General features: G+C 33.6%; 20 protein-coding genes, 2 pseudogenes and 1 riboswitch. Of the genes and pseudogenes, 18 read left to right on the top strand and 4 right to left on the bottom strand.

Annotated features, from left to right (window positions below; translation table 11 throughout):
• Positions 1–103: 103 nt before the first annotated feature.
• A complete protein-coding gene (locus COC46_RS14615; protein ID WP_098810440.1) occupies positions 104–1,846 on the bottom strand; it encodes an ABC transporter ATP-binding protein in 1,743 nt (580 codons plus the stop codon).
• Between the two features lie 492 nt (positions 1,847–2,338).
• Between COC46_RS14615 and COC46_RS14610 the strand changes: the two genes are divergently transcribed.
• From COC46_RS14610 to COC46_RS23135, 5 genes and pseudogenes are all read left to right on the top strand, one after another.
• A complete protein-coding gene (locus COC46_RS14610) occupies positions 2,339–2,551 on the top strand; it encodes a hypothetical protein (protein WP_098810439.1) in 213 nt (70 codons plus the stop codon).
• Positions 2,552–2,746: 195 nt separating this feature from the next.
• Entirely contained in the window at positions 2,747–2,920 is a 174-nt protein-coding gene (locus COC46_RS22245) for a hypothetical protein (protein WP_176545162.1), read from the top strand.
• An 804-nt stretch (positions 2,921–3,724) separates the two neighbouring features.
• A complete protein-coding gene (locus COC46_RS14605) occupies positions 3,725–4,198 on the top strand; it encodes an SRPBCC family protein (RefSeq protein ID WP_098810438.1) in 474 nt (157 codons plus the stop codon).
• A gap of 16 nt (positions 4,199–4,214) precedes the next feature.
• Positions 4,215–4,466 carry a DUF4268 domain-containing protein gene (locus COC46_RS23140; protein ID WP_098810437.1) on the top strand — a complete coding sequence of 84 codons (252 nt, stop codon included), beginning with the start codon at positions 4,215–4,217 and terminating at the stop codon, positions 4,464–4,466.
• A gap of 5 nt (positions 4,467–4,471) precedes the next feature.
• Positions 4,472–4,651: pseudogene (locus COC46_RS23135) on the top strand (DUF4268 domain-containing protein); the annotation flags it as partial.
• Between the two features lie 501 nt (positions 4,652–5,152).
• Here COC46_RS23135 and COC46_RS14590 read toward each other — a convergent pair.
• Positions 5,153–6,591, bottom strand: a pseudogene (locus COC46_RS14590) (flavin monoamine oxidase family protein).
• A 781-nt stretch (positions 6,592–7,372) separates the two neighbouring features.
• On the opposite strand from COC46_RS14590, the gene COC46_RS14585 reads away from it, so the two are divergent.
• The 8 genes from COC46_RS14585 (at position 7,373) to COC46_RS14550 (ending at position 15,545) form a co-directional block, all read left to right on the top strand.
• Entirely contained in the window at positions 7,373–7,717 is a 345-nt protein-coding gene (locus COC46_RS14585) for a Na-translocating system protein MpsC family protein (RefSeq protein WP_098810435.1), read from the top strand.
• A gap of 68 nt (positions 7,718–7,785) precedes the next feature.
• Positions 7,786–8,196 (top strand): phosphate-starvation-inducible PsiE family protein, encoded by a 411-nt coding sequence (locus COC46_RS14580; RefSeq protein WP_098810434.1) that lies wholly within the window; start codon positions 7,786–7,788, stop codon positions 8,194–8,196.
• Positions 8,197–8,581: 385 nt separating this feature from the next.
• Positions 8,582–9,013 carry a histidine utilization transcription antiterminator HutP gene (gene hutP / locus COC46_RS14575; RefSeq protein WP_098810433.1) on the top strand — a complete coding sequence of 144 codons (432 nt, stop codon included), beginning with the start codon at positions 8,582–8,584 and terminating at the stop codon, positions 9,011–9,013.
• Between the two features lie 110 nt (positions 9,014–9,123).
• On the top strand, positions 9,124–10,632 hold the full coding sequence (gene hutH, locus COC46_RS14570; RefSeq protein ID WP_098810432.1) for a histidine ammonia-lyase: 1,509 nt from the start codon (positions 9,124–9,126) through the stop codon (positions 10,630–10,632).
• A 17-nt stretch (positions 10,633–10,649) separates the two neighbouring features.
• The gene (gene hutU, locus COC46_RS14565; RefSeq protein WP_098810431.1) at positions 10,650–12,308 is read left to right on the top strand and encodes a urocanate hydratase; all 1,659 of its coding nucleotides are present in this window, start codon (positions 10,650–10,652) and stop codon (positions 12,306–12,308) included.
• Positions 12,309–12,363: 55 nt separating this feature from the next.
• Positions 12,364–13,587: an imidazolonepropionase gene (gene hutI / locus COC46_RS14560; RefSeq protein ID WP_218012468.1), complete on the top strand. Its 1,224-nt coding sequence runs from the start codon at positions 12,364–12,366 to the stop codon at positions 13,585–13,587.
• A complete protein-coding gene (hutG, locus tag COC46_RS14555; RefSeq protein WP_098810429.1) occupies positions 13,568–14,527 on the top strand; it encodes a formimidoylglutamase in 960 nt (319 codons plus the stop codon). The genes hutI and hutG overlap by 20 nt, the downstream gene beginning before the upstream one ends.
• A 448-nt stretch (positions 14,528–14,975) precedes the next feature.
• Positions 14,976–15,545 (top strand): dihydrofolate reductase family protein, encoded by a 570-nt coding sequence (locus tag COC46_RS14550; protein ID WP_255294915.1) that lies wholly within the window; start codon positions 14,976–14,978, stop codon positions 15,543–15,545.
• Between the two features lie 151 nt (positions 15,546–15,696).
• Here the strand turns inward: COC46_RS14550 and COC46_RS14545 are convergent, their stop codons facing one another.
• On the bottom strand, positions 15,697–16,962 hold the full coding sequence (locus COC46_RS14545) for a S1C family serine protease (RefSeq protein ID WP_176545161.1): 1,266 nt from the start codon (positions 16,960–16,962) through the stop codon (positions 15,697–15,699).
• Between the two features lie 599 nt (positions 16,963–17,561).
• On the opposite strand from COC46_RS14545, the gene COC46_RS14540 reads away from it, so the two are divergent.
• Positions 17,562–17,873 carry a DUF3892 domain-containing protein gene (locus tag COC46_RS14540; protein WP_098810427.1) on the top strand — a complete coding sequence of 104 codons (312 nt, stop codon included), beginning with the start codon at positions 17,562–17,564 and terminating at the stop codon, positions 17,871–17,873.
• Between the two features lie 162 nt (positions 17,874–18,035).
• Here the strand turns inward: COC46_RS14540 and COC46_RS22770 are convergent, their stop codons facing one another.
• Positions 18,036–18,479: a hypothetical protein gene (locus COC46_RS22770; protein ID WP_255294914.1), complete on the bottom strand. Its 444-nt coding sequence runs from the start codon at positions 18,477–18,479 to the stop codon at positions 18,036–18,038.
• 207 nt (positions 18,480–18,686) lie between these two features.
• On the opposite strand from COC46_RS22770, the gene COC46_RS14530 reads away from it, so the two are divergent.
• The 4 genes from COC46_RS14530 (at position 18,687) to metH (ending at position 26,342) form a co-directional block, all read left to right on the top strand.
• A complete protein-coding gene (locus COC46_RS14530) occupies positions 18,687–18,956 on the top strand; it encodes a hypothetical protein (RefSeq protein WP_098810426.1) in 270 nt (89 codons plus the stop codon).
• A 23-nt stretch (positions 18,957–18,979) separates the two neighbouring features.
• Positions 18,980–20,845, top strand: coding sequence for a terpene cyclase/mutase family protein (locus tag COC46_RS14525; protein ID WP_098810425.1), 1,866 nt, complete (start codon positions 18,980–18,982; stop codon positions 20,843–20,845).
• 111 nt (positions 20,846–20,956) lie between these two features.
• A riboswitch (SAM riboswitch) is annotated at positions 20,957–21,060 on the top strand.
• A gap of 81 nt (positions 21,061–21,141) precedes the next feature.
• Positions 21,142–22,968 carry a bifunctional homocysteine S-methyltransferase/methylenetetrahydrofolate reductase gene (locus tag COC46_RS14520; RefSeq protein WP_098810424.1) on the top strand — a complete coding sequence of 609 codons (1,827 nt, stop codon included), beginning with the start codon at positions 21,142–21,144 and terminating at the stop codon, positions 22,966–22,968.
• Positions 22,965–26,342, top strand: coding sequence for a methionine synthase (gene metH, locus COC46_RS14515; protein ID WP_098810423.1), 3,378 nt, complete (start codon positions 22,965–22,967; stop codon positions 26,340–26,342). Before COC46_RS14520 ends, metH begins: the two co-directional genes overlap by 4 nt.
• Positions 26,343–26,456 lie beyond the last annotated feature (114 nt).

Below are 26,456 nucleotides of genomic sequence, written 5' to 3'. Positions count from 1 at the left end.
ATACTATATATAAGCATGCGATAGTTGAACAAGGAAAAGCATCGATTATTTAAAACAAAAATCGTCCATCCCTTTAAGAGATAGACGATTTTTGTTTTACCTACTATACTTGAACTTCAAACTGTCTTGAATACAATTTTCTATAAGCTCCACCATTTTTGAGAAGTTCATTATGATTACCTTGTTCAACAATCCCTTCTCCAGTTATGACAATAATTCGTTCGGCATTTCGGATTGTGGAAAGACGGTGGGCAATGACGATTGTAGTACGTCCTTTCGCTAATATCTCTAGCGCTTCCTTAACAATACTTTCACTTTCATTATCTAATGAACTTGTTGCTTCGTCTAATATAAGGATAGGTGGGTTCTTTAGGAATACTCGTGCAATACTTAATCGCTGTTTTTGACCACCTGACAGTTTAACTCCTCTTTGCCCAATCTCAGTGTGGTAGCCATTTGGGAGCTTCATAATAAAGTCATGTGCATTTGCATGCTTAGCTGCTTCAATAATTTCTTCTTCATTAGCACTTTGATTTCCGTAGCGAATATTTTCATAAACTGTACCGGTAAATAGATAAACATCTTGTTGTACAATTCCAATGTTATTTCGTAATGAATTCAGGTCAATATCTCGAACATTAATTCCATCTACTAATAGCTCACCATCTGTCACATCATAAAAACGAGGAATAAGTGAACATAACGTTGTCTTACCTACACCAGACGGACCAACTACTGCAATATACTCACCTGGTTGTATTTGAAGTGATGTATTCACCAATACATTCTCCAGATACTCTTCATAACGGAATGAAACTTGTTTAAACTCAATTTTCCCAGTTACTTTTGAGAGCGTAATTGCACTCTGTTTATTTCCAATTTCAGGCATCAAATTCATGATTTCCATGAACCGTTGGAATCCTGTGATTCCTTCATGGAACTGTGTACTCATATGTGTTAATTTTTGAATAGGTTCAATCATAAAGCCTATATATAATAAAAACGTAATTAAATCCGCTAAGTCTAAAGAGTTGTTAATAATATTAGCACTACCTACAATGATCACCGTGATTGTAATCAGTTGTAGAAATATTTCAACACCATTGTAAAAATAAGCTTCTGCCTTATAAGTTTTCTTTCGACTATCTAGGAAACGACTATTTGCACGGTTAAAATTTTCAACCTCAACCTGTTCATTAGCAAATGATTTTACGACACGAATTCCAGATAAACTATCCTCTACTTGTGCATTAACGTCAGCAATTCGCTCTTTGTTTTTTCTTATGGTCCTGTTTAAAACCTTATTGAAATACAATGCAAACGAACCTAGAAATGGTAAGAAACAAAAAACGGCTATCGTTAATTGTGCATTTATATAAAATAATATGAAAAATGCACCTATAAATCTTACAAAATATTTAACGTAGTCTTCAGGACCATGATGATATAACTCAGAAATAAGTAGTAAGTCGTTCGTTACTCGAGACATAAGCTGTCCTGTCTTTTCTTTATCATAAAAGCTAAATGAAAGTTTTTGCATATGTGAAAATAGCTCACTACGCATATCATTTTCCATACGTGCACCAATTTCGTGTCCTTTGTAGTCTACAAAGAAATTCCCGATATTTTGTATGACTACTAAAACTAGCATTAATCCACCGATCCAATACACTTCATTAAGTGCTTCAGACAAATCTCCTTCAAGAACATTCTTCGTAATGTAACGAACGAGTAGTGGAAATACTAAATTTGTAGAGGAAACGATAAAAGCACATGCTAATATTGATAAAAATAACCTTAAATAAGGTTTATAATATGAGAAAAATTTTTTTACAGGAAAATTCATAATTAACCCCTTTTTGTGTTATTTGACTTACACATACAAGGGGGTACACCGTATGCAAATTAAAAAAGTGTTCCACCCTTATATGTTTTTAAGGTTTGATTCATTAATTTTTTCATGTAATTGCCTCCTTCAACATTTAATACTTTTATTTTATACATATTTAACAAAGAGAGAACTGTTTATTTCCAGTAAACTACGAAAAAATAAAAGTCAGAAAAAATAACTGATAGAACAGTTGTTTTATCAAAATGGACTTCTCTAATATATATTATAAAATTTATAGAAAGAAAAATAAAATTGAATTACTTATTCAACTAACGCATGCGATTCTTCAATAGAAGATCGCTTTTTTTATTCAACAAAATGGCAGGATAGTTCAATAAGAAATAGAATAAAAGACATATAACTTAAAATATTAAACCATTTATAACTGAACAAGGATATAAGGCAACATTCCCATCAGGTTTGAAAACACCGAATGGGGATCAATCGGTGAAATCCTCATTAGAAGGATTAAAGCCATTTGAATACAAATCCTCAAAGACAGAAGCTGAATTTTTTAATGAATTTAAGTTAAGTACAGAATTTAATAATGGCAGTAATACGGAAACTGTCATTGTCAAAACCTCGTTGATTTATGTAAAAAACCAGGGCTGGAAGATAGATGATGTTGAGTATGTAGGGCAGTTGACAGGACGGAAGTAATACTAAAAAGAGTTCTAGGGTAGGTAGTTTGTTTTATTTACTATCTGACAGGAGCAAATTACTTCACAATAAGCATTATATATGTTAGAATTTTCAGAAATATAGTTATAAAGTATTTGAAACTATGTTTATCGTTTAAATTTGAGAGCCAAAGGGAAAGATAATCATGATAACTTTGAAAGGGAGGAATGAAGAATGGATGTCAAATTTACATCAAAGGAAGTCATTACTCAGATCAAGAAGTTACATAACGAAGGGAATTCTCTACGTAAAAAAGAGGTAAAGCAACATTACCCTGATTTAATGAGGAGTGCTTTGTATTATTACCCAAGTTGGCAACATGCCGTAGATGAAAGTAAAGTAAGTTAGAATATCACTATATGCTAAAGGAAACATGGTTTACATATGTTCCTTTAATTGAATCCACTACTTAATGTGGTTTATGGACGAAATTTAAGTAAATAACCAAAAAAGATTTTTTTCTTTAGTAATGAAAAGCAATTTGGGTGGACTCTTCCTTTTCAAAAGTAGAGTCTGCCCAAATTATTTTTGTTACATAACATTCACTCTTATTTTCTGGTATTCTACAAAGCCTTTATACAATATTTTAATCATGGAATCTCATATGTTATTCTTCGACTATTGGATCGCAATTCTATATTGACGTATTACTTCAAATACTCGGTTATTCATATTCACTTTACGTGAAACTCAAGACTTTTTAATGACCATCTAATTTCTTATTATCTTTCTTTTTTTGTTCTACATATCAAGCTATTATTGCAAGATCTTCTTTGGTTGCTTTCGTAACCATCGGAATTCCGGCTTTTTCCCATTTTTCATAAATTGTTAATAGTTTATCGTCTTTTTTATTTGGCATGTTTTTCTCCATAACTGTGACATAAATTATTTTTTCACTTCTGATAATTTTTCCCCAAAGTCTAATATTATTAGGTCTGTAACTTTTGACATTGGCGTTTCGTCTACGTCCTCATAATTTGAAATATGTTTAATACTAGTGGAGGTCATACTTTCTTTTAGAATGAATCTATTTTACAAATACATCCCAACTTAACAGTGGTGTTAGATAAAGATGTAACTTCACTAATTAATGAAACTTCCAGATATAGAAATAATATGAATACACTCAAAAAAATTCCGAGGTGATATAAGATGAAACAATGGAAAAAGGAAATTGAAATTGATGCTCCGATTGATTACGTATGGTACTTTTTGGAGGGACCACTGGAAAATTTGCAAAGGATTATGCCGGAAGTTCTGGAGAACAATCCAGTCAAAGTAACCGATGATGTGGTTGGAAGTGTTTACCGACAGAAATATAAAGAAGGTAAAAGAATTGAAGAATACGATGTAGAAACGTTAGAATACCTCAATACTCCTGACCAAAAGAACCTTAAAGTTGGTTTCACGTTAGCTAAGATGTTCGAAATTACAGCTAAGTATGGGTTAAGTAAAATCAATGAACAGAAAACTCGGTTCACATACACTTGCACCAATCGGCCATTAAAAGCGTTTCTCAAACTATTTTTATTTTTTGCAAATGATAAAGTCGTCATAAAATTTTGTGAAAAAGTGAAAAAAGAGGCTGAAGCTGATTACCAAAAATCGGCTATGATCGTAAAGTAGCTTCTGAAACGAAGTCATCTTAGCCATCCCTGATTTTGAATTTGCTCTATTTAAAAATATAAGTCCCTCAAAAGATTATTGGATCGGAGCTGGTACAGGGATTTCTTCAGTGGCGTATAACTTTGTAGTGTCTAAAAGTTATGCTAGGGTAGAAATATATTTAAGTAGACCTGTTAAAGAAGAGAATAAGTTTATTTTTGATGAACTTAAGAAAATGAAAGAATCTATTGAGAGTGACTTTGGTGCCGAACTTTCTAGGAAAGATTAGATGATAAGAAAGCCTGTAGAATTAAGTTTCAAAAAGATGAAGTAAATCTATTTAATGAAAACGATTGGACTGACATGTTTGATTTTATGGTAGATGCCATGGTAAGGATTGAAAAGGCAACTAAATTTCGAATTATGGAAGTCAGAAAGAAGTTAATTGAGAAACTAAATTCATCCGAAATATAATATACATAATTATTAATAGATTAATTTAGAGGTATGATGTTGAAATTTTAATGTCTAGTTTTGATATTTTTCTCAGTTTTAATTAAACTTCCATGAGAGTACGATATAAACTTCAATTCACTGTTGTGAATCTGAGGATTCATGGATGGCTACCGCTGTAGCTCAATAATTTATGTGTTTGATCGTTTAATATATGCAAAATAAAGAGAAGTCACCCAATATAGTGACTTCTCTTTATTTTTATAAATTCACGGTTAACCCTATCCCGTAAACTACATTTTAATAGAAGGAAATTGCATTCTTTGGGAACACTATCTTCTTTATTAGGAGTTTTTGTTATTCTTTTTTTCTTCTTTTGTAAAGTTTAGAGGTAAAGAACAGGAAATTGGTGGAGTTAAAAAATAAATTATAGGTAATATATCAAATGTAATAACAAGTTTTTGGCTTTTTTTATTGGTATTAGAGAGATATAAATCTCTTAAATGCAAGGCCTTTATTCGATTATGGAATCTCATTCACTTCATGTGCAACTCGAATACCCGATTCAATCGCACCTTGCATCCAACCGTGAGTGAGTGTTGTGTGTTCACCAGCAAAGTGGACCTTGCCCTCAGGCATAGCAATGTAAGGATATAATTCTGTTTCTTGGCCTGGTTCAAAAGCTGTGAAAGCACCACAAGAATAGGGATTCTGACTCCAGTTTTGGGAAATTCCTTTTACGAATTCGGAATAAACTTTGGATCCATAAATTTCTGCTAAGTCTCTCAAAACAAATTGAATACGATCTTCCTCTGAAATGCTGCCCCAATTTAATGACTCGTCTGCCCATGTATAACTTGCTAGGATTACCGCAGAGCCTTGTGTACCAATACCTTCGCTTGGATAATAGGTAAATCGAATTGGTAAGTCAGTAATCGATTTACCACCTTGTTGACCTTCTTTTTCCCAAAATCTACTTTTAAATTCGATTCCAATTTTTGTAGCAGCCAAATAATTGATTTCACGAATCGCTTTTCGTTTCATATATGAAAAAGAATGGATGGTTCGATTTTCACAAATCTTAAGGCGGAAAAGGGTATGGTTAAGATAGCAATATCGCCATTTGTAGTATAATGCTCTAATTTTTGCTGGTGACTAGTATGAATGGTTACTCCGCTTGAGTTTTGGACAAGCTTTGTCATTTTATGATGAAAATAGATATTTTCTTTCAATTGGGGTAAAAATGCGTAAGGCAATCTATCCATACCACCTGTTATTTCAAAGAAACGGGTAGTTGAGCTAAAGAATACCATTTCTCTTAATACTTCAATAAAAGACATTCCCATATATGCTTCTAAGTCAAGAAGCACACCAATCATGTCCATAGCGCCTTCTGAAAAGTGAGAGTTTAACATAAAGCCTAGTGATTGTTTATTAAATTGTTTTTGTAAGAGATCCCAATTTTTTTCGGGATTTTGTTTAATAAAATCAATGTAAGGTTGTACCAATGAAAGTAATAGTTCCTCGGCTGTTTTCTTACTTTCATTTGGTGCAACAGGATATTTTAAAATACTTGAATTCTGCTCAAATTGGTTAAGACGAGTTTTGATATAGTTTGTGTATATAATATCGTCTGGGGTCCGATTAATAAATTCATTTATAGGTAACTGGAATTTTTTAATATATTCAAGAGTTAAAGAATGTGAATCATGAATACGCATTGGTCCTGTGTTGAAGTATAATCCCTTACTAAAAGGGGAGTGCAATGTATAAACTCTCCCTCCTAATCTGTTATTTGCTTCAAGAATTGTGATATTATGTCCCGCTTCTTTTAATAGAGAAGCTGAAACTAGTCCTGATAATCCTGCGCCAACAATAATAATATATTTAGGAGAAATTGACTTTTTTAGGCCATTTCTAATTATCAAAATCATTTGTCCGGTGGACAATTGATTATCCATATTCAAAGTCATCACTTCGCTCCTTTACAAAAGGACTCAATGAATTATATTCACTTTCAAAGTTTCATATGTGTACTTGAGTGGAGAGGAATTGAATAAGAGGAAAAATAGTAGATACCTTATTGTATTAATGGCAATTTCAATGAACAAGGAATGTTTTCATCCTTTTAAAACGGAATTTTTGATAGAATGTTCATTTTGAAAAGTCAAAGCCTTAGCAAAAATTGAACAATACGAAAAAGAAATTAACGTAATTGATTTAGCAATGAGTGAATAGTTAGATTATGAAAAGCTTAATAATTTATATTGTAGGAAATTAGAATTAAATAAAGAATTAGAAACGGTAATGGAGTTTTGGTTAGGATTGTAATGATAGAAGGAATTTTAATTATTCTAGCTTTAAAAATCAGCAATATTTAGAAATATTTAATATTAACTTTATCATTGTTTAATTAAAAGTATAGAGATATAATGAATTCGAAAGATATGGAAGCATAATAATGTAATTGTTATGTGTCTATTCATTTCATTTAAATTAGATTGGATTGGTATTTTAGTAAATACTTGCTAATTAACTATTCCACCAAGATGACAGAAAGCCACCAGTTTGGCTAATTGTCACCTTGGTGGAATTTTTTTTTCAAAAAAACTGAAAAGAGGGTAGAGCAAATAAGGGTTTGGAAACCTAGATTATATTTACAGACAAAGTAAATAGGTTGTTGAAATCGGTGCAAGGATAAAGGTATAGCATTTTTACTATTTTAAAAGAGGCGAATAAGAAATGACGAAAAAAGTACATGAATTTAATGATATGATGAGGAAACTTCGAAAAAATTTATTTGGAAAGGGCCCAGAACGAATTCATACGGTATTTGTTGAAAACATGGCCGTTTCAACATTGTATGGTAATTTGACCCCTACTGAAAAATTTATTTCCGGAACAATGAACGGTGCTGAAATGGTTCATACTGCCCGTACTAAAATGATTCAAGATCTATACTTAAATCAACCACCAGAAGGTTTAGAAGAACTTGTAGGAGCAAAATTAGTCCATTTATTTTCAGATATGAAAGTTGAAGAAAATATAGCCATTTCAGTATTTGTCTTTGATCGAAATATTATATAAAGAAGCAGAATTTATTATTTTCACATAAGAAGATTTAATAAGGGAGAATAACGGAGTGGAGGAAACAAATGATTGGGATGAGTTGGTTAAAAAATCGAAAAATGCTAATCAAGCTTTATCAAACTTTGTTAAATATATCATTGCTAATACTGAGCTTGATTCTTGCATTCTTTCTATTTAGAGAGCTTTATTATATTTTTAACGATTTTTTATTAGGAAATAAAAATGTTCATCAAATTTTTGGTAAAGTACTGATCTTTTTCTTATATTTTGGATTCATTTCAATTATTGTTCAATATTTCAAAGAAAACTATCATTTTCCAATACGATATCTACTTTATATTGGGATAACAGCTACGATCCGTTTTATTATTGTTAATAATGGCGAATCGTCACATAATTTTAGGTTAGCTGTCGTCATTTTAGTGCTTACGATTAATTATATCATTTTACCTTTTGGGGATATGAAAAATAGCTAAAAATAAATTGAAACTCATAAAAAAATTACTTCGCATTAATTCAAGTCTAATAATGTGAAGTTTTTTGATGGATAAAAATTCGGTATAATTTTGTATTATTATATTTATAAGGGGATATAAATCTGTTTGGTTCCTTGTGAAAATCTATAAAAAATTATGTTTGGTTCTACAGCAAAGAATCGTAGGGATTCTTTTGTTTAGGGAACTTATGGGTCAGTTTTCTAGTAAAACTACATGCCGCTGAATATTATGAATATTCCTTCAAATTATAATGAAAAATATTTTTTAAAAATAATAATCTGAAAATATTGAAGTTTACTAATTGTTGGCATATAATGTAATCAGATACTAGTTTATTAGAGAATTAACTAAGAGGTATTAGCGAATGGCAGAGCAAAATCAACGAATTGGTCGAACAGCTATGATGCTTGCTTTGACCGATCATGAAGAAAATTTAATGAAAAATGAAAATGTTGTATGGTGTGTAGGCAAAGTTGGTACGATGGATGCTCAAAAAGTTGTAGCTGCCATTGAAACCGCTGCCAAACAAAATGGTGTAATTAATGGAGCTCTATACAGAGAAGTTCATTCGTTATATCATGCGATTCTTGAAGCAATTCAAGGCGTTACAAGAGGTCACGTTCAATTAGGTGATGTTCTTAGAACAGTAGGACTTAGATTTGCTGTTGTTAGAGGTAAGCCATATAAAAACGTGAACGAGGGTGACTGGATCGCAGTTGCACTATACGGAACGATTGGTGCTCCAATTAAAGGATCGGAGCATGAATCAGCAGGACTTGGCATCAATCACATATAATCGCCCATAGTTTATTAGATGATAGGGGGCTATGATTCGTAAGATTAAAATTTTACGTTTCATAGCCTCCTTCTGTGTTTTTTTTGACAAAATTCGGAGGTGTTTTTTAAATGGTAATTTTAACTGGTAATAGCTTAACAATGGAACAAATGAAAAGTATTTTATTCGAAATGGCATATGTAAATGCAAGTGAAGATAGCTTAGTTGCAGTAAAAGCATGTAGAGAAAAGGTTGAAGAAATCGTAAATAATGGCAAAGTTGTTTATGGAATCACAACAGGTTTCGGAAAATTTAGTGATGTATTAATTGAAAAAGAAAATGTTTCAACTCTTCAATATAACTTAATTGCTTCACATGCATGTGGCGTTGGTGAACCTTTCCCTGAATTAGTTTCAAGAGCAATGTTAGTACTTCGTGCAAATACGATGTTAAAAGGCCATTCTGGTGTGCGTTTAGTAGTCGTTGAAAAATTACTTTCATTAATTAATGCTCAAATTCACCCAGTTATCCCTTCTCAAGGTTCTTTAGGTGCAAGTGGTGACTTAGCTCCTTTATCTCATTTAGCTCTAGTTTTACTTGGTGAAGGTGAAGTTTTCTATAAAGGAAAGCGTATGGAGACTGCTGAAGCTTTAGCAAAAGAAGGAATTTTACCAATCACTCTAGAAGCAAAAGAAGGTTTAGCTTTAATTAATGGTACTCAAGCAATGACAGCAATGGGTATTCTTACTTATCTCGAAGGTGAAGAGTTAGCTTATCAAAGTGAATTAATTTCATCTATTACATTCGAAGCATTAAATGGCATTACAGATGTATTTGATGAAAGAATTCATATTGCTCGTGGATATAAAGAACAAATTGAAGTAGCAGAGCGTTACCGCAATATATTAGCTACAAGTCAATTAACAACTAGACAAGGTGAAATAAGAGTTCAAGATGCTTATACATTAAGATGTATTCCTCAAGTTCACGGTGCTAGCTGGCAAGTTCTGAACTACGCAAAAGAGAAATTAGAAATCGAAATGAATGCTGCTACTGATAATCCATTATTATTTGGTGATGATGTATTCTCTGGTGGTAATTTCCATGGTCAACCAATCGCATTTGCAATGGACTTCTTTAAATTAGGAGTTGCTGAACTAGCAAATATTTCAGAAAGACGTATTGAACGTTTAGTAAACCCACAATTAAATGATTTACCACCATTTTTAAGTCCAGAACCAGGATTACAATCTGGGGCAATGATTATGCAATATGTGGCAGCGGCATTAGTCTCTGAAAATAAAACATTAGCACATCCTGCAAGTGTTGACTCAATTCCTTCTTCTGCAAACCAAGAAGATCATGTAAGTATGGGAACAATCGGAGCACGTCATGCATACCAAATCCTTCAAAATGCTAGACGAGTTTTAGCAATTGAATGTATTTGCGCAATGCAAGGTGCTGAATATAAAGGAATTGAAAAAATGTCTGAAACTACTAGAAAGTTTATGGAAGATGCTCGCAAAACAGTTCCATCAATTACAAGAGATCGCGTATTCTCTAAAGATATTGAACAATTAACAACTTATTTAAAAGAAAATTTCATCGCTAAAAACTATACAAAACAAAAACAAATATAAGAAGAGGTGGAATAAAAATGGAAATCACAAAAGGATCTTTAAAAGCACCAAGAGGTACTGAGCTAAACACAAAAGGTTGGATTCAAGAAGCAGCACTTCGTATGTTATTAAACAACTTAGATGAAGAAGTAGCAGAACGACCAGAAGACTTAGTAGTATATGGAGGAATCGGTAAAGCAGCAAGAAACTGGGAAAGCTTTGATGCAATTATTGAATCATTAAAGAAATTAGAGAGCGATGAAACATTATTAGTTCAATCAGGTAAACCTGTAGCAGTATTTAAATCTCATGAAGATGCACCACGAGTTTTATTAGCAAACTCTAACTTAGTTCCAAAATGGGCAACTTGGGAAACTTTTCGTGAATTAGATGAAAAAGGCTTAATGATGTACGGTCAAATGACAGCTGGTAGCTGGATTTACATTGGTACTCAAGGTATTTTACAAGGTACTTATGAAACATTTGGAGAAGCAGCTAAGCAACATTTCGGTGGAAGCTTAAAAGGTACGATCACAATTACTGCAGGTCTTGGTGGCATGGGTGGAGCTCAACCATTAGCAGTAACAATGAATGGTGGGGTTGTAATCGGTATTGACGTAGATGAAACAAGAATTCAACGTCGTATTGACACTAGATATTGTGACGTGTTAACTCACGATTTAGAGGAAGCATTACAACTTGCAACTGAGGCTAAAAACGAAGGTAGAGCTTTAGCAATTGGATTAGTCGGTAATGCTGCTGAAATTTTACCTCAATTAGTAGAACGCAATTTTGTACCAGACTTAATTACTGACCAAACTTCAGCTCATGATCCATTAAATGGGTATTTACCGATTGGATTGACTTTGGAAGAAGGAAAGAAACTTCGTGTACAAAATCCAGATGAAGTAATTAAACGTGCAAAACATAGTATGGCTGTACATGTTGAAGCAATTTTAGCAATGCAACAACGTGGAGCAATCGCATTTGACTACGGTAATAATATTCGTCAAGTGGCATTAGATGAAGGCGTTAAAAATGCATTTGATTTCCCTGGTTTCGTACCTGCATTTATTCGCCCATTATTCTGTGAAGGTAAAGGTCCTTTCCGTTGGGTAGCACTTTCTGGTGATCCAGAGGATATCTACAAAACTGACGAAGTAATTTTACGTGAATTTGCAGATAACGAACATTTATGTAACTGGATACGTATGGCTCGTGAAAAGATTGCTTTCCAAGGGTTACCATCACGTATTTGTTGGTTAGGCTATGGTGAGCGTGCTAAATTCGGTAAAATCATTAACGAAATGGTTAAAAATGGCGAATTAAAAGCTCCAATCGTAATTGGTCGAGATCACTTAGACTGCGGTTCAGTAGCATCTCCAAACCGTGAAACAGAAAGCATGAAAGACGGTAGTGATGCAGTAGCTGACTGGCCAATTCTAAATGCTCTTATTAATGGTGTAAATGGCGCAAGCTGGGTAAGTGTACATCACGGTGGTGGAGTAGGAATGGGTTACTCTTTACATGCAGGTATGGTTATTGTTGCTGACGGTACAGATGCAGCTGCGAAACGTATTGAAAGAGTATTAACATCAGATCCAGGAATGGGTGTAGTTCGTCACGTTGATGCAGGTTATGATTTAGCTGTTGAAACTGCGAAAGCAAAAGGCGTTAACATCCCGATGATGAAGTAGGTGTCCTGAATTGAAAGCAGATATTCTATTAACAAATATAGGTCAATTATTAACGATGGATCATGGTGATGGTCCAATTCATGGAAAAGATATGAGCAATCTACCTGTTTTAGAAAATGCAGAAATCGCATGGAAAGATGGGCAAATTATTTATATCGGACAAATGAACGTAGAAAAAATTGATGCAACAAAAGTAATTGATTGCCAAGGTAAACTAGTCACTCCAGGATTAGTTGATCCTCATACTCACGTGGTCTTTGGAGGATCACGTGAGCATGAAGTTAGTTTGAAATTACAAGGTGCTTCTTATTTAGAAATACTAGAAATGGGTGGAGGAATCCATTCTACGGTAAGTCAAACGAAATTAGCTTCATTTGAAGACTTAAAAAAGAAAACTGTTCATCACTTAAATAGAATGCTTTCATTTGGTGTAACAACAGTTGAAGCGAAAAGTGGCTATGGACTTGATGAAGAAACAGAATTAAAACAACTTAGAATTGCTAAGGAATTACAAGTTGAGCATGAGATTGATTTAGTTTCAACTTTCTTAGGTGCGCATGCAGTACCAAAAGAGTATAAAGGAAACGAAGAAGCTTTCTTAGAAAAAATGCTTTCTTTACTAGAAGTAATTAAAGAAGAAGAGCTAGCAGAATTCGTAGATGTATTTGCTGAAACAGGTGTATTTTCAGTTGAGCAATCAAGAGAATTTTTATTAAAAGCAAAAGAATATGGCTTTAATGTGAAAATCCATGCAGATGAAATTGATCCACTAGGTGGCACTGAAATGGCAGCAGAAATTGGCGCAATTTCTGCTGATCATCTATGTGGGGCTTCTGAAAAAGGTGTAGAGATGCTTGGTAAGAGCAATACAATCGGTGTCATTTTACCGGGGACTACATTCTATTTAAATAAACCAGAATTTGCACCTGCAAGATCAATGATTGAAAATAATGTTGCAGTTTCATTAGCTACAGATTTCAACCCAGGAAGCTGCCCAACAGAAAATTTACAATTAATTATGACAATTGCAATGTTAAAACTAAAAATGACACCTGAAGAAATTTGGAATGCCGTTACGATTAACTCTTCATATGCGATTAATCGCGGAGACCAAGCAGGTAAATTAATAGTTGGACGTAAGGCAGATGTCGTGATTTGGAATGTACCAAACTATACTTATGTACCTTACCATTTTGGTGTAAATCATGTAGAATCTGTATTTAAGAATGGTAAATTAGTAGTAAGTAGGGGTGAACATGATGTCGCTATCACATCTTAAAAAAGCAGGAGATGCAATTTTCATCGATTCAAAAGTTACAAAAGCAAACGAAATCATCTCTGCTTGGAATGGAACAGAAGCATCAAATTTCTCAATTATCGGTGTACCTTTATCAAAAACATCAATCAGTCATTCAGGTGCTAGCTTTGCACCAGCTTCAATTCGAAAAATGTTAAGTAGCTATAGTACTTATCATATTGAAGACCATATTGACTTAAAAGATTTCAAAGTGACTGATTTTGGTGATATTACGATGCATGTAACAGATTTTGAAGAGTCTAGAAATCGTATACGATCAACAATTTCTGAATTGCTAGGTCAATATAAAGAAACGATGCCAATCATTTTAGGTGGGGATCATGGAATTAGTTTTCCAAGCATTTCAGCGTTTGCGAAAGAACGAGGAACAGTAGGAGTTATCCAATTTGATGCTCATCACGACTTAAGAAATACTGAAGATGGTGGACGCTCAAACGGTACACCTTTCCGTAGTTTAATAGATGAAGGCATTCTAAAAGGTGAAAATTTAGTCCAAATAGGTATCCGAAATTTTTCAAATAGCGCTCCATACACTGAATTCGGCGTAGACAACGGAGTAACAATCTATACGATGCGCAATGTTCGCGAACTAGGAATTTCAAAAATTATTAAAGACAGTATCAATCATTTAGCAGATAAAGTAGATGCAATATACATTAGCCTTGATATGGACGTACTGGACCAAGCATTCGCACCAGGTTGCCCGGCAATCGGACCAGGAGGAATGGACAGTCAAACGCTATTGGATGGCATCTGTTATCTTGCTTCACATCCAAAAGTTTGTGGTATGGATATTGTAGAGCTTGACCCAACGATTGACTTCCGTGATATGACAAGCCGAATCGCAGCACATGTTATTTTAAACTTCCTTGTAGAGAAGGTTAAATTGTTAAATAAATAATTTAGAAAACTCGTAGACTTAGTTGTTTACGAGTTTTTGAGTTTTTTAGAGCGGCGTATATTTGGTGCAAATAATAAATGCAGATCTAAGAAAATAGAGGGATAAATTTAAGAGAAGTGACTGTTAATCAACGAAATTGAATGGGATATACAGAGGATCGGCAATTTATCAACAAAATTGAGTGGTATATAAAGATGATTGGCGATTTATCAACGAAAATTGACTGTTTATCAACGAAAATATATGATATATCAACGAAAGTAGGCAATATATCAACGAAGTTCACAACTTTATCAATAAAGTTCACTTAATGTTCGTAAATACCAATAGTTCTAGATATTTACACTTTCGATCGATAATTGTTTGATAAGGCCTATTTAACTTGTTATTATTAGGATAAGAACAAACATTCGATTCGTGATGATTTCTAAAAAAAGGAGGAAGTGTTTTGACCAAAGTCGATTTGAAGAGAAAAGTAATTTTAGATTTAGCAGTTACTTTAGATGGATTTATTGAAGGGAAGAACGGTGAAATTGATTGGTGTATTATGGAACCTGAAATGGAATTCACTAATTTTTTAAATCAAATAGATACAATACTATATGGAAGAAAAAGCTACGATCTATGGGGAAATTATATTCCGAACCGAGAAGACTCTAATACCGTTCAAGAACTTTGGAAATTGGTTCATAGTAAAGAGAAATATGTGTTTTCGAGAACACAAACAAATAAAGATGATCGTACAACATATATAAATGAAAATATTTGTGAAGAAGTAAAAAAATTGAAAAATAAGCCTGGTAAAGATATCTGGCTTTATGGTGGCTCTAGTCTCATTACAACATTTATTAATTTAGGGTTGGTCGATGAATTTAGATTATCGATTCACCCAATTATATTAGGAGAAGGAAAACCTTTGTTTATTGATATAAATCAGAGAATGAATTTAAAAATAGTAAATACAAGAACATTTTCTTCGGAGGTAGTCCAAGTTATCTATCAATTGGATAGAATATAAATTAACCTACTATACAAGATGATTAAGAGATTGAGTGGAATCCAGTTGAAGATAAAATGATGGATTTCATTTTTTCTCTTTTCGTCTTATATAAGGAAAAAGCCTCCACGTGAGAAAAGTGAAGGCAAAAAATAGTAAATGTTACGATTGTTTAGTCTACTACATTATCGTTTGATGGTGGATTCGATGTGGTAATTGGTCTACGTTTACTGTTAAAAGCGAAAGTATAGAGAAGAAGAATGAGGATCAGTACACATGCGATCGTATCTCGAATGTAAAAACTTGTTTTGTGATCAGCCCAAAGTGTTTTGCTTGAGTCCATTTTTTGTTTCGATACACGAATGTAGCGCTTTACTTCTGGGTGGTTCGGATAAATTTGCTGAACAGCTTTAAATTTCGACAGTGCATCTTGATAATAGCCTTTCGTGTAGAGAGTTAACCCTTCTTTGAACAATTTGTCAGTCTGGCTTTCTGTAGCAGGTACGTCTACTTTCTCGACAGTTTTTTTCAGCGTGTTTACTGGTACCGCGAAATGAAATCCTTGGACTTCCTGATCATTTACTTTATCACCTCGGAAAGTGAGTAAACCGATCAGTTCCCCTTTTTTGTTGATGATAGGTCCGCCACTATTTCCATGTGTAGATGATGCATTGAGTTGAAGGACCGGGCTACCTGCTAAAGTTGTTTTTGAGATGGCTGAGATTTGTCCTTTATTCATTGTGGGAATAACATAACTATGCATTGATAACACCGTAGAATCTGCCGCAGCCGGGTAGCCAATCACCCAAATATCGTCTTGGTCTTGAATGGAGTTACTATTTCCAAGTGGGATCGTTGGATAGTTGGAGCCTTCGATGTCTAATATCGCTACATCTTTTCCGTGGTCGGTTGGTTGTTCATAACTTTTGACAACAGCGCTAATGGGGTCATCAATTGTTGGTAAGTATACGTCTACGCCTTTTTGATAGATTTCGTAGCTAGTATAAGGTTTCAAGTACGCATCGGTGAATTTGTGTGTCCAATTGTTAGCATATGCAACGTCATCCACGAGATATGAAAATGCCTGAGAAATAATATCTTGATCCGACGATTCTTTAGAATAGACGAGAACATGAGCGTTTGTGACAATATAGCCGTCTGAACTAATGATGGCTCCAGATCCAAAACCGTCTATTTCGGTTTGATAATCCCATTTCTCCAACACACTCGTCACACGTTCATCATCTAATGTAATCGTCCATTTCACAATTGCATAATCAACAATTCGGACAACAGCAGGCTTGGTAGTAGCAGCTAATTGTTGTGGTTTGAGTATGTCAGGGGCTGAAGGTTTGAATGAAGTAAGCACAATTGATGTAGCGATCAAAATCGCCAACACGATACAAAACGGAATGGTCACAAATGCCTTTTTATTCATTCCAAACATCCTTTCAATTGTTTTACTTGCCTTCATCTTCTAATCGAGAGCATTTGCACGAAAGCAGAACAAATAACACCCAATGCCTATATTTGCGTGAGTGTGATGGTAAACCAAATGAGTAAAAATACTCAAATACTTATTTAAAGTAGAAAGAAAGCACTATACAATACTTTCAACATTTAAAAAAATAAAAAAATCGACTATAAAGCCGATCACGTTGTTCAATTATTGCATTTGAAAGAATTAAACGAGTTTAATGAAAAGCTTGATAAATTAAAGCTTAAACATATTAGCAATCGCCGTTATATTTATGGTATGATTGTGGCGCTAATTTTTATGTCAGTTATTCGCGTACCAATTATAAAAATTAAAACTTAAAGATTAAATTGAAGTTTAATCTTATCTAGTTACGCAATCAATAGTAGGCAACCGATTAACACATGAATGATCAAAGGAACTAGCAATTAATTTGTTATAGATTGCTATTTTCTTGCTAAACTATTTAAAGATTAAGTAAAATAAACAAATTAATCTAAAATGATAGAGTTATACATCCTCCATAAATGGCAAAACTAGACATAAAAGGAGGAGACAAAATGACACAAGATCGTTTTGAAGAAGCGTATGAAACGTATCGAAATCAAAGTGAAAAACAGCAACTGTTGAAAGAGGAAGCTGTAAGCCAAGATAAGGAACATATAGTTGCAGTACGTAAAAATGAAGATGGTGATTTAATTGGTTTCAGAACAAGTTTAAATCGTGAATTAGATTATCTCCAAGCTTTACAAGAAGCAAAGAATGGAAATCTGGCACATGTAGATGTAATTCATAAATATGGTCGTGATATTCTTAGAAGTGAACCAGATGGTATTGCTGAAAACAATTTAAGTAATTTACCGGAATTTTAATAGATTGATAAAAAAAGAAAGCTCAGTACAATTTACTGAGCTTTTTACAATGTCAATTTTGAAAATAAGAAGATCCATTAAATAATTATAGGAGCGATAGAAAATATAAATAACTTCCCCACATTTTGGCTAATTTTAATAGTAACCGATATTAAATTTAGATTAACTGCCAAGATTTCTTATTCTTGGTAATGAGAATTGTTCAGCGTTCGCTGCTTCCATTCCTCCTCCTTCGTTATGCTCGGAATTAGTTCTAATTCTGCTTCTATTAAGTCTACTATCTCTAATTTTTATTCCTTGCTGTCCTCCTAATTCATCATTATTTTGTCCTGCAATGCCACTTCTACCATTACCATCCGCAAATTGAGAACTAGTGTTAGCTGTTTGACTATTATTTCGAGCATTTTGTCCGCCTTGGTTTGCGTTCATTCCAACATTTCGATTGATTTGTCCGCCACCTTCAGCTCTTTGTTCGACTTGGAGGCGATTCTCTTTAATTTCAATGTTGAAAAAATTAAAATTGATAGATTCATTCGCGTTAGCTGCGGCAAGTAACTCTTGAATTTCTTCTTTTAATGCTTTGAAATCTTCAAATTGTGCTGCCATAGTTAAAAAACTCCTTTCCTATTAATAATTCACTATATTCACTTCTAATAGATTCTGATTAGACATTTACTAGAAATCTCCATGTTTTAAAATTATTTAGTAGAAAAATGTTCGATGCAAGGAATAGATCGTGTTTTATGACTAATCTCATGGAAAAAATCATTTTTTCACATTTTAATCATAGATTAATAATGGAGTGTGATGTAGTTGAACCCTTTTTTAGTAAAAATATTAAAATCATTAATTGGTGTGTTTGTTATTGACTTGCTATTTCTTACTTATTGCTTGTTATTAGGTAGCTATTTTCATATTTTACATTCTTTTACTTGGTACGGATTTAAAATTATCGTCCTACCATTTAGTATTTTAGCTTTTATTATTACGCTGGTTTATTTTAGTGAAAAAGTGGAATTTGAAGAGATTAAAGAGATTGACACGGATCTTTCTACAAGAATGGAAAAATACCATCAACCTTAAAAAAATTGAACTGAGGTGGTGTAATGGACCTCGAAAATAGTGTTGTACGAAATATTGAAGAGCGGATCAAACGTCTAAGAACAAAACAAGATGAAGATGGTTCTTGGGAATATTGTTTTGAAGGTTCATTAATGACGGATAGTTTTATGATTTTATTAATGAATGATCTTGAATACAAAAATCAAAAGGTAATGGATGGGATTATTGATCGTATCATCAATCTTCAACATCCGAATGGAGCTTGGAAATTATACGAAGATGAAAAAGAAGGAAACTTAAATGCAACAGTTCAAGCTTACATAGCTTTATTAATCTCAAAAAAGTATACAAAAGAACAATCAAGTATGAAAAAAGCTGAAAAATTTATTCGTGAAAACGGTGGTATTAAAAAAACACATTTTATGTTAAAGGTGATTCTAGCTACTCATGGTTTGATTGAGTATCCTAAATTATTTTACTTTCCAATGAGTTATTTTTTACTGCCAGATAAAATGCCCTTAAGTTTATTTGATTTAAGTAATTATGCTAGAGTTCATTTAGTTCCTATGATTCTATGTATTAATAAACGATTTAAAGTGAAATTGGATGACGATCTAACTATCGATCATCTTCTGGAAACTAGTGAGGTAGATTGGTTTTACGAAGAACGAGGGAGTTTTTATCAATTTTTACTTGAGGAAGGTAAGAAGCTAGCTTCATATCCTCTCTATTTTCACCAGAAAGGATATGAAAAGGCAAAAAGATTTATTCTAGATCGTATTGAAACAAATGGAACTTTTTATAGCTATGCTACTTCTACGTTTTATATGATTTATGCTTTAATGGCTTTAGGCTATGAAACTACTTCATCTGTCATTCAAAATGCGCTAGAGGGACTTCTTTCATATGCAGCGGATACTGAAGCGGGAATTCATATTCAAAATTCTCCATCAAAAGTTTGGGATACTGCGTTATTGTCATATGCAATTCAAGAAGCTGGTTACAAAATTAATGATCCAATCGTTTCAAAATCTATTCAATATTTAATGAAAAAACAGCAAAATATGATTGGTGATTGGTCGGTTCATGCTAAAAATTTAACACCTGGTGGTTGGGGATTTTCAGATGTGAATTCATTTATACCAGATAATGATGATACTGGCGCAGCTTTAAGAGCGATAGCAAGGTATGCGATGGATCAACCGAATATTCAAAAAGAATGGTTAAAAGGCGTTCATTTTTTACTTGGACTACAAAATATCGATGGTGGATGGGGAGCATTTGAAAAAAATGTAAATAATAAATGGTTAACTTACGTGCCGATTGAAAATGCAAAAGATGCAATCATAGATCCTTCTACTGCTGATTTAACAGGTCGTGTACTGGAGTTTATTGGCCATTATACATCAATTTCAAATGATGATCCGATTGTGAAAAAGACAGTCGATTGGCTTTTGAAAAACCAAAAATCAAATGGCAGCTGGTATGGTAGATGGGGAATTTGTTATATTTATGGAACTTGGGCAGCGATTACTGGCTTAAGAGCAGTCGGAGTGCCAAAAAATCATGCCGCAATTAAAAAAGCAGAAAAATGGTTAGTTAGTATACAAAATGAAGATGGTGGTTGGGGAGAATCAGGACATTCACTTGTAAAAGGTTCTTATGTTTCCTTAAAATATAGTACGCCAAGTCAAACTGCTTGGGCAGTCGATGCGTTACTTTCAATTCGTAATAAAGAAGATGAAGTAATTAGAAAGGGCATTAAATTTTTAACTACTCAAAGTGATTTGACGAATAAAGCATTATCTTATCCGACTGGTTTAGGATTACCTGGTCAATTTTATATACATTATCATAGCTACAATGAAATTTATCCTTTATTAGCATTGGCTCACTTTAAAAATAGTTAAATAATCGTATTATGTAAACAAAATAAATTTATTTTTGGAAATTTTTCCATAAATGTCTTTTCTTTATTAAATAAATATAGTAAACTACTTTTATTGAATATAACTAAATAATCCTTATCGAGAGTGGTGGAGGGACTGGCCCTTTGAAACCCGGCAACTTTAGCTAACGCTAAAAAGTGCTAAATCCAGCATGTTTAAAACATGAGAGATAAGGCGTGAATCTATACTTTTAACGTCATTCTTTCATTTTTTGAGAGAATGGCGTTTTTTATTTTATCTAAATGGGAAGTGATTGTATGGGCTTGTTGAAAAAGTTAAATGAAGGAATTGTTTTAGGTGATGGCGCAATGGGTACTCTTTTGTATTCAGGCGGGCTCCACAGTTGTTTTGAAGAACTCAATATTACTGAGCGAGATCGAATTATTCATATCCATGAACAATATATAGATGCTGGTGCAGAAGTAATTCAAACGAATTCGTACGGGGCAAATGCTGGAAAGCTAAGACAATATGGTTTAGAAAAGCTGGTAAAACAAATCAATCAAATGGCCGTAAGAAATGCTAGAGCAGCTTCAAAGGGAAGAGCTTTAGTTATTGGTGGTATAGGTGGAATGAAGTATGTGGGTTCAACTTTTACAACACAATTAGAGCGCGAGATGATGTTGCTTGAGCAGGCTTCAGCTTTACTAGAAGAAGGCGTTGATGGAATCATGCTTGAAACGTTCTATGATGAAAATGAATTATATGATGCTGTAAATCTATTAAGAGGAAGAACAGATTTGCCAATTATTGCTCAAGTAACGCTACAAGAAATTGGGGTAATGCAAAGTGGCCAATATATAGAAAAAATACTTCCTAACTTAATCGATTTGGGTGCAGATGTAGTTGGAATAAATTGTCACTTAGGGCCTCTTCATATGCTTGAGTCATTAAATACTGTTTCATTACCAACTAATGGTTACTTATCAGCATTTCCGAATTCAGGATTACCACTATACACTGAAGGTAAATATGTATACAAATCGAATCCAGAATATTTTGAAGATATGGCGAAACCATTTATTGAACAAGGCGTAAGATTAATCGGAGGATGTTGTGGTACGACACCAGCGCACATCGCTGCTTTACGAAATAAGATCGATACTTTACAACCTGTTACAAAAAAAGAAGTGAAGAACAGAACGATTAAAATTACGATCCCTAAACAACCTGAAGAAAAGAATGAGACACTAGCAGAAAAAGCGAAAAAGAGAACGACGATCATCGCCGAACTTGATCCACCAAAAACATTACAAACAAGAAAGTTTTTTGAAGGAGCGAAGGCATTACATATTGCGGGGGCAGATGCAATTACGCTAGCAGATAATCCATTAGCATCTCCTAGAATTTCGAATGTGGCAATGGCTTCACTTCTACAAAGACTAGATGTACCAGTCTTGACTCATTTAACTTGTAGAGATCGTAATATGATTGGACTTCAATCTCATTTGATGGGGTTATCAACTTTAGGTTTAAATGAAGTTCTTGCTATTACGGGTGACCCAGCAAGGGTTGGAGATTTTCCTGGTGCAACTTCTGTATATGACATAGCATCGCTTGAACTGATTCGAATGATCAAAGAAATGAATGAGGGTAGGCTTTATTCAGGTAAAAGCTTAGGAAATGGAACGAGATTTTCAGTAGCTGCTGCATTTAACCCAAATGTTAGAAAATTTGATGCAGCAATAAAAAGGCTTGAAAAAAAGGTCGAGGCAGGAGCAGATTATTTTTTAACTCAGCCAATATATGATTTTGAAACAATCGATAAGTTATACGAGGCAACACGTCATATTAATCAACCAATCTTTATTGGGATTATGCCACTAGTAAGTAAGAAAAATGCTGATTTTATTCATTATGAAGTTCCTGGTATTACTTTATCTGAAGAGGTAAGGAACAGAATTTCATCAGTTGAACCTGAAAAAGCAGTTGATGAAGGGAAAAAAATTGCGAAAGAACTTATTCAATATGTTAAGGATAAATTTAACGGTATTTATTTTATCACTCCATTTTTGAGGTATGAAATAACAGAAGACTTAATTCAGTTTACTAAAAGCAGCAATAAAGAGGAGATACAGCTATGAAAAATTTAGAAATCGCACTAAAAGAAAAAATATTACTTCTTGATGGAGCAATGGGAACGATGATCCAGCAAAGAAACTTAACAGAGGATGACTTTGGTGGAGAAGAATATGAGGGCTGTAATGAATATTTAGTTGTGACTAGACCTGATGTTATTCAAGAAATTCATGAGGAGTATATAAACGCTGGATCGGATATTATCGAAACGAATACATTCGGGGCAACAAATATTGTTTTATCCGATTATAATTTACAGCATTTAGATATTGAATTGAATGAAATAGCCGCAAGAATTGCAAAGCAAGCAGTTGTTGCATCTGGAAAAGATGTTTTTGTTGCAGGTGCGATGGGGCCAACAACGAAAGCGATTAGTGTGACTGGTGGGGTAACATTTGAAGAATTAATTACTGCATATAATCGTCAAGCAACTGGACTAATTAATGGTGGTGTTGATGTTTTACTAGTTGAAACCTGTCAAGATATGAGAAATGTGAAAGCTGCTTGTATTGGTATCAGTAATGCGTTTAACGAATTAAATAAAAAGTTACCAGTTATGATTTCCGGTACGATCGAACCGATGGGGACGACTTTAGCAGGTCAAACGATAGATGCTTTTTATTTAGCAATTGAGCATATTTCACCTATTTCAGTTGGATTAAACTGTGCAACTGGGCCTGAGTTTATGAGGGATCATGTTCGCTCATTGTCGAATCTATCTGAGACATTCGTTTCTTGTTACCCAAATGCTGGCTTACCAGATGAAGATGGACATTACCATGAATCTCCTGAATCATTAGCAAAAAAAGTTCGTGATTTTGCTGAGCAAGGCTGGATCAATATTATTGGTGGTTGTTGTGGTACTACTCCAGAACATATAAAGGCTATGAAAGAAGCGATTACTGGAATTAGTCCTCGAAAGCCTAAAAAAAGAGAAGATCATGCAGTTAGTGGATTAGAAGCACTACAATATGACGATAGTATGCGTCCACTTTTTGTCGGTGAAAGAACAAACGTAATTGGATCACGTAAATTTAAAAAATTAATAGCTGATGGAAAATTTGAAGAAGCTTCTGAAATTGCGAGAGCGCAAGTTAAAAAAGGTGCACATGTAATCGACGTATGTATGGCCGATCCCGATCGCGATGAAGTTGAAGATATGGAAAATTTCATCAAGCAATTAGTCAATAAAGTAAAGGTTCCAATTATGATTGATTCGACTGATGAAAAAGTAATTGAATTAGCACTAACATATATACAAGGAAAAGCAATTATCAATTCGATTAATCTTGAAGATGGTGAAGAACGATTTGAGAAAATTTTACCTTTCATTCATAAATATGGTGCTGCCGTTGTAGTTGGGACGATTGATGAAGATGGAATGGCTGTATCAGCAAAACGAAAATTAGAAATTGCGAAAAGAAGTTATCATTTATTAACCGAAAAATATAAAATTCGTGCGACCGACATCATCTTTGACCCACTTGTTTTCCCTGTTGGAACAGGAGATACACAATATATCGGTTCTGCAAAGGCAACAATTGATGGTATTAAATTAATTAAAGAAGAATTCCCAGAGTGTTTAACGATTTTAGGGTTAAGTAATATTTCGTTTGGACTACCGAATGCTGGGCGTGAAGTGTTAAATGCAGTTTTCTTATATCACTCTACAAAGGCTGGTCTTGATTACGCAATCGTAAACACTGAGAAACTAGAACGATTTGCTTCGATTCCAGCGGAAGAACGTGAACTTGCTGAAAATCTATTATTCCATACGTCAAAAGAAACATTAGATAAGTTTGTTGAGCATTTTAGAAATTCAGTAAAAAAAGAAGATAAACCAAAAGAACAGCTTCCAATCGAAGAAAGATTAGCAGCTTGTGTAATTGAAGGCTCTAAACAAGGCTTAATTGAAGATTTACAAACTTGTATCGATCGAGGGGACACACCTTTAAATATTATTAATGGTCCACTAATGACTGGAATGGATGAAGTTGGAAGACTTTTCAACAATAATGAACTAATTGTAGCAGAAGTATTACAAAGTGCAGAAGTAATGAAGGCATCTGTAACTTTCTTAGAAGAATTTATGGAGAAAACTGAAAGCTCTAGAAAAGGTAAAGTAATTTTAGCAACCGTAAAAGGCGATGTTCATGATATCGGTAAGAACTTAGTTGATATTATTTTAACGAATAACGGATTTGATGTTGTAAATTTAGGTATTAATATTCGACCTGATGATTTAATAACAAAGATTCGTGAAAATAAACCAGACATTATTGGATTATCAGGATTATTAGTAAAATCGGCACAACAAATGGTTATTACAGCTGGTGACTTAAAGAATGCAGGAATTAACACACCAATATTAGTTGGTGGTGCTGCATTAACTAGAAGATTTACAGAAAACCGTATTCAACCTATATACGATGGATTAGTTGCTTACTCAAATGACGCGATGACTGGTTTAGACTTAGCAAATAAAATTGTTAATCCTGATGAATTAAAAGCATTAGAAGAAAAGAAAAAGGCAATTAAAAAAATTGACAATGTGATTGAATTACCTGTTCCTGAAGTTAGTACAACGAGATCAGCAATTCAAAAGTCAGATTGCCTAGTTCCTTCATCATTGAGCAAAACGGTCATAAAAAATATTCCAGTAGCTCAAGTGGCACCTTTTATTAATTATCAAATGTTAATCGGACATCATTTAGGTGTAAAGGGTAAATGGGAAAACCAAGAACGAGGTCAAGAGTTATATGAGCTTGTTCAACAATTCTTAAAAGATGGAAATGAATATTTTGATTGCCAAGTTATTTATCAATTTTTCCCAGCTCAAAGCGATGGCAACGATGTCATTATATATGACCCTGAAACTCAAAAACCAATTGAACGTTTTCAATTTCCTAGACAAAGGAAAGTACCGAATTTATGTATAAGTGACTTTTTAAATCCGGTTGGCGAAGAAATGGATTATGTCGGTTTCTTTTCAGTAACTTCAGGTCCTAGAGTTAGAAATATTGCTGAAAGATTGAAAGAAGAAGGGGAGTATTTAAAGAGCCACGTTTTATTCTCTTTAGCTTTAGAATTAGCAGAAGGTTTAGCTGAAAAAACACATATGTTAATGAGGGAGAAGTGGGGATTCCCAGATCAACCAGATTTTACAATGTCTGAACGTTTTAAAGCGAAATACCAAGGAATCAGGGTTTCATTCGGTTATCCAGCCTGTCCGAATCTTGAGGATCAAGAAAAGTTATTTAAGTTAATAGATCCAAATGAAATAGGGATTAATCTGACAGAAGGATTTATGATGCTACCAGAAGCATCTGTAACTGCAATGGTATTCTCGCATAAAGATGGAAGATATTTCTCAGTTTAATAAAAAGGAATAATTATACATTTTATTCAATAAAATTAGAATTCTGATTATATGGCGAATAGGTAGTAGAAATAAATTTACGGATCATTCTACTACCTTTTTATAAAAAAGAGG

This window comes from Bacillus sp. AFS041924 (assembly GCF_002577195.1).
GTDB lineage: Bacteria > Bacillota > Bacilli > Bacillales > Bacillaceae_G > Gottfriedia.
Note: the sequence above shows the minus strand (reverse complement) of the source record. Positions and strands in the feature narration are given on the sequence as shown.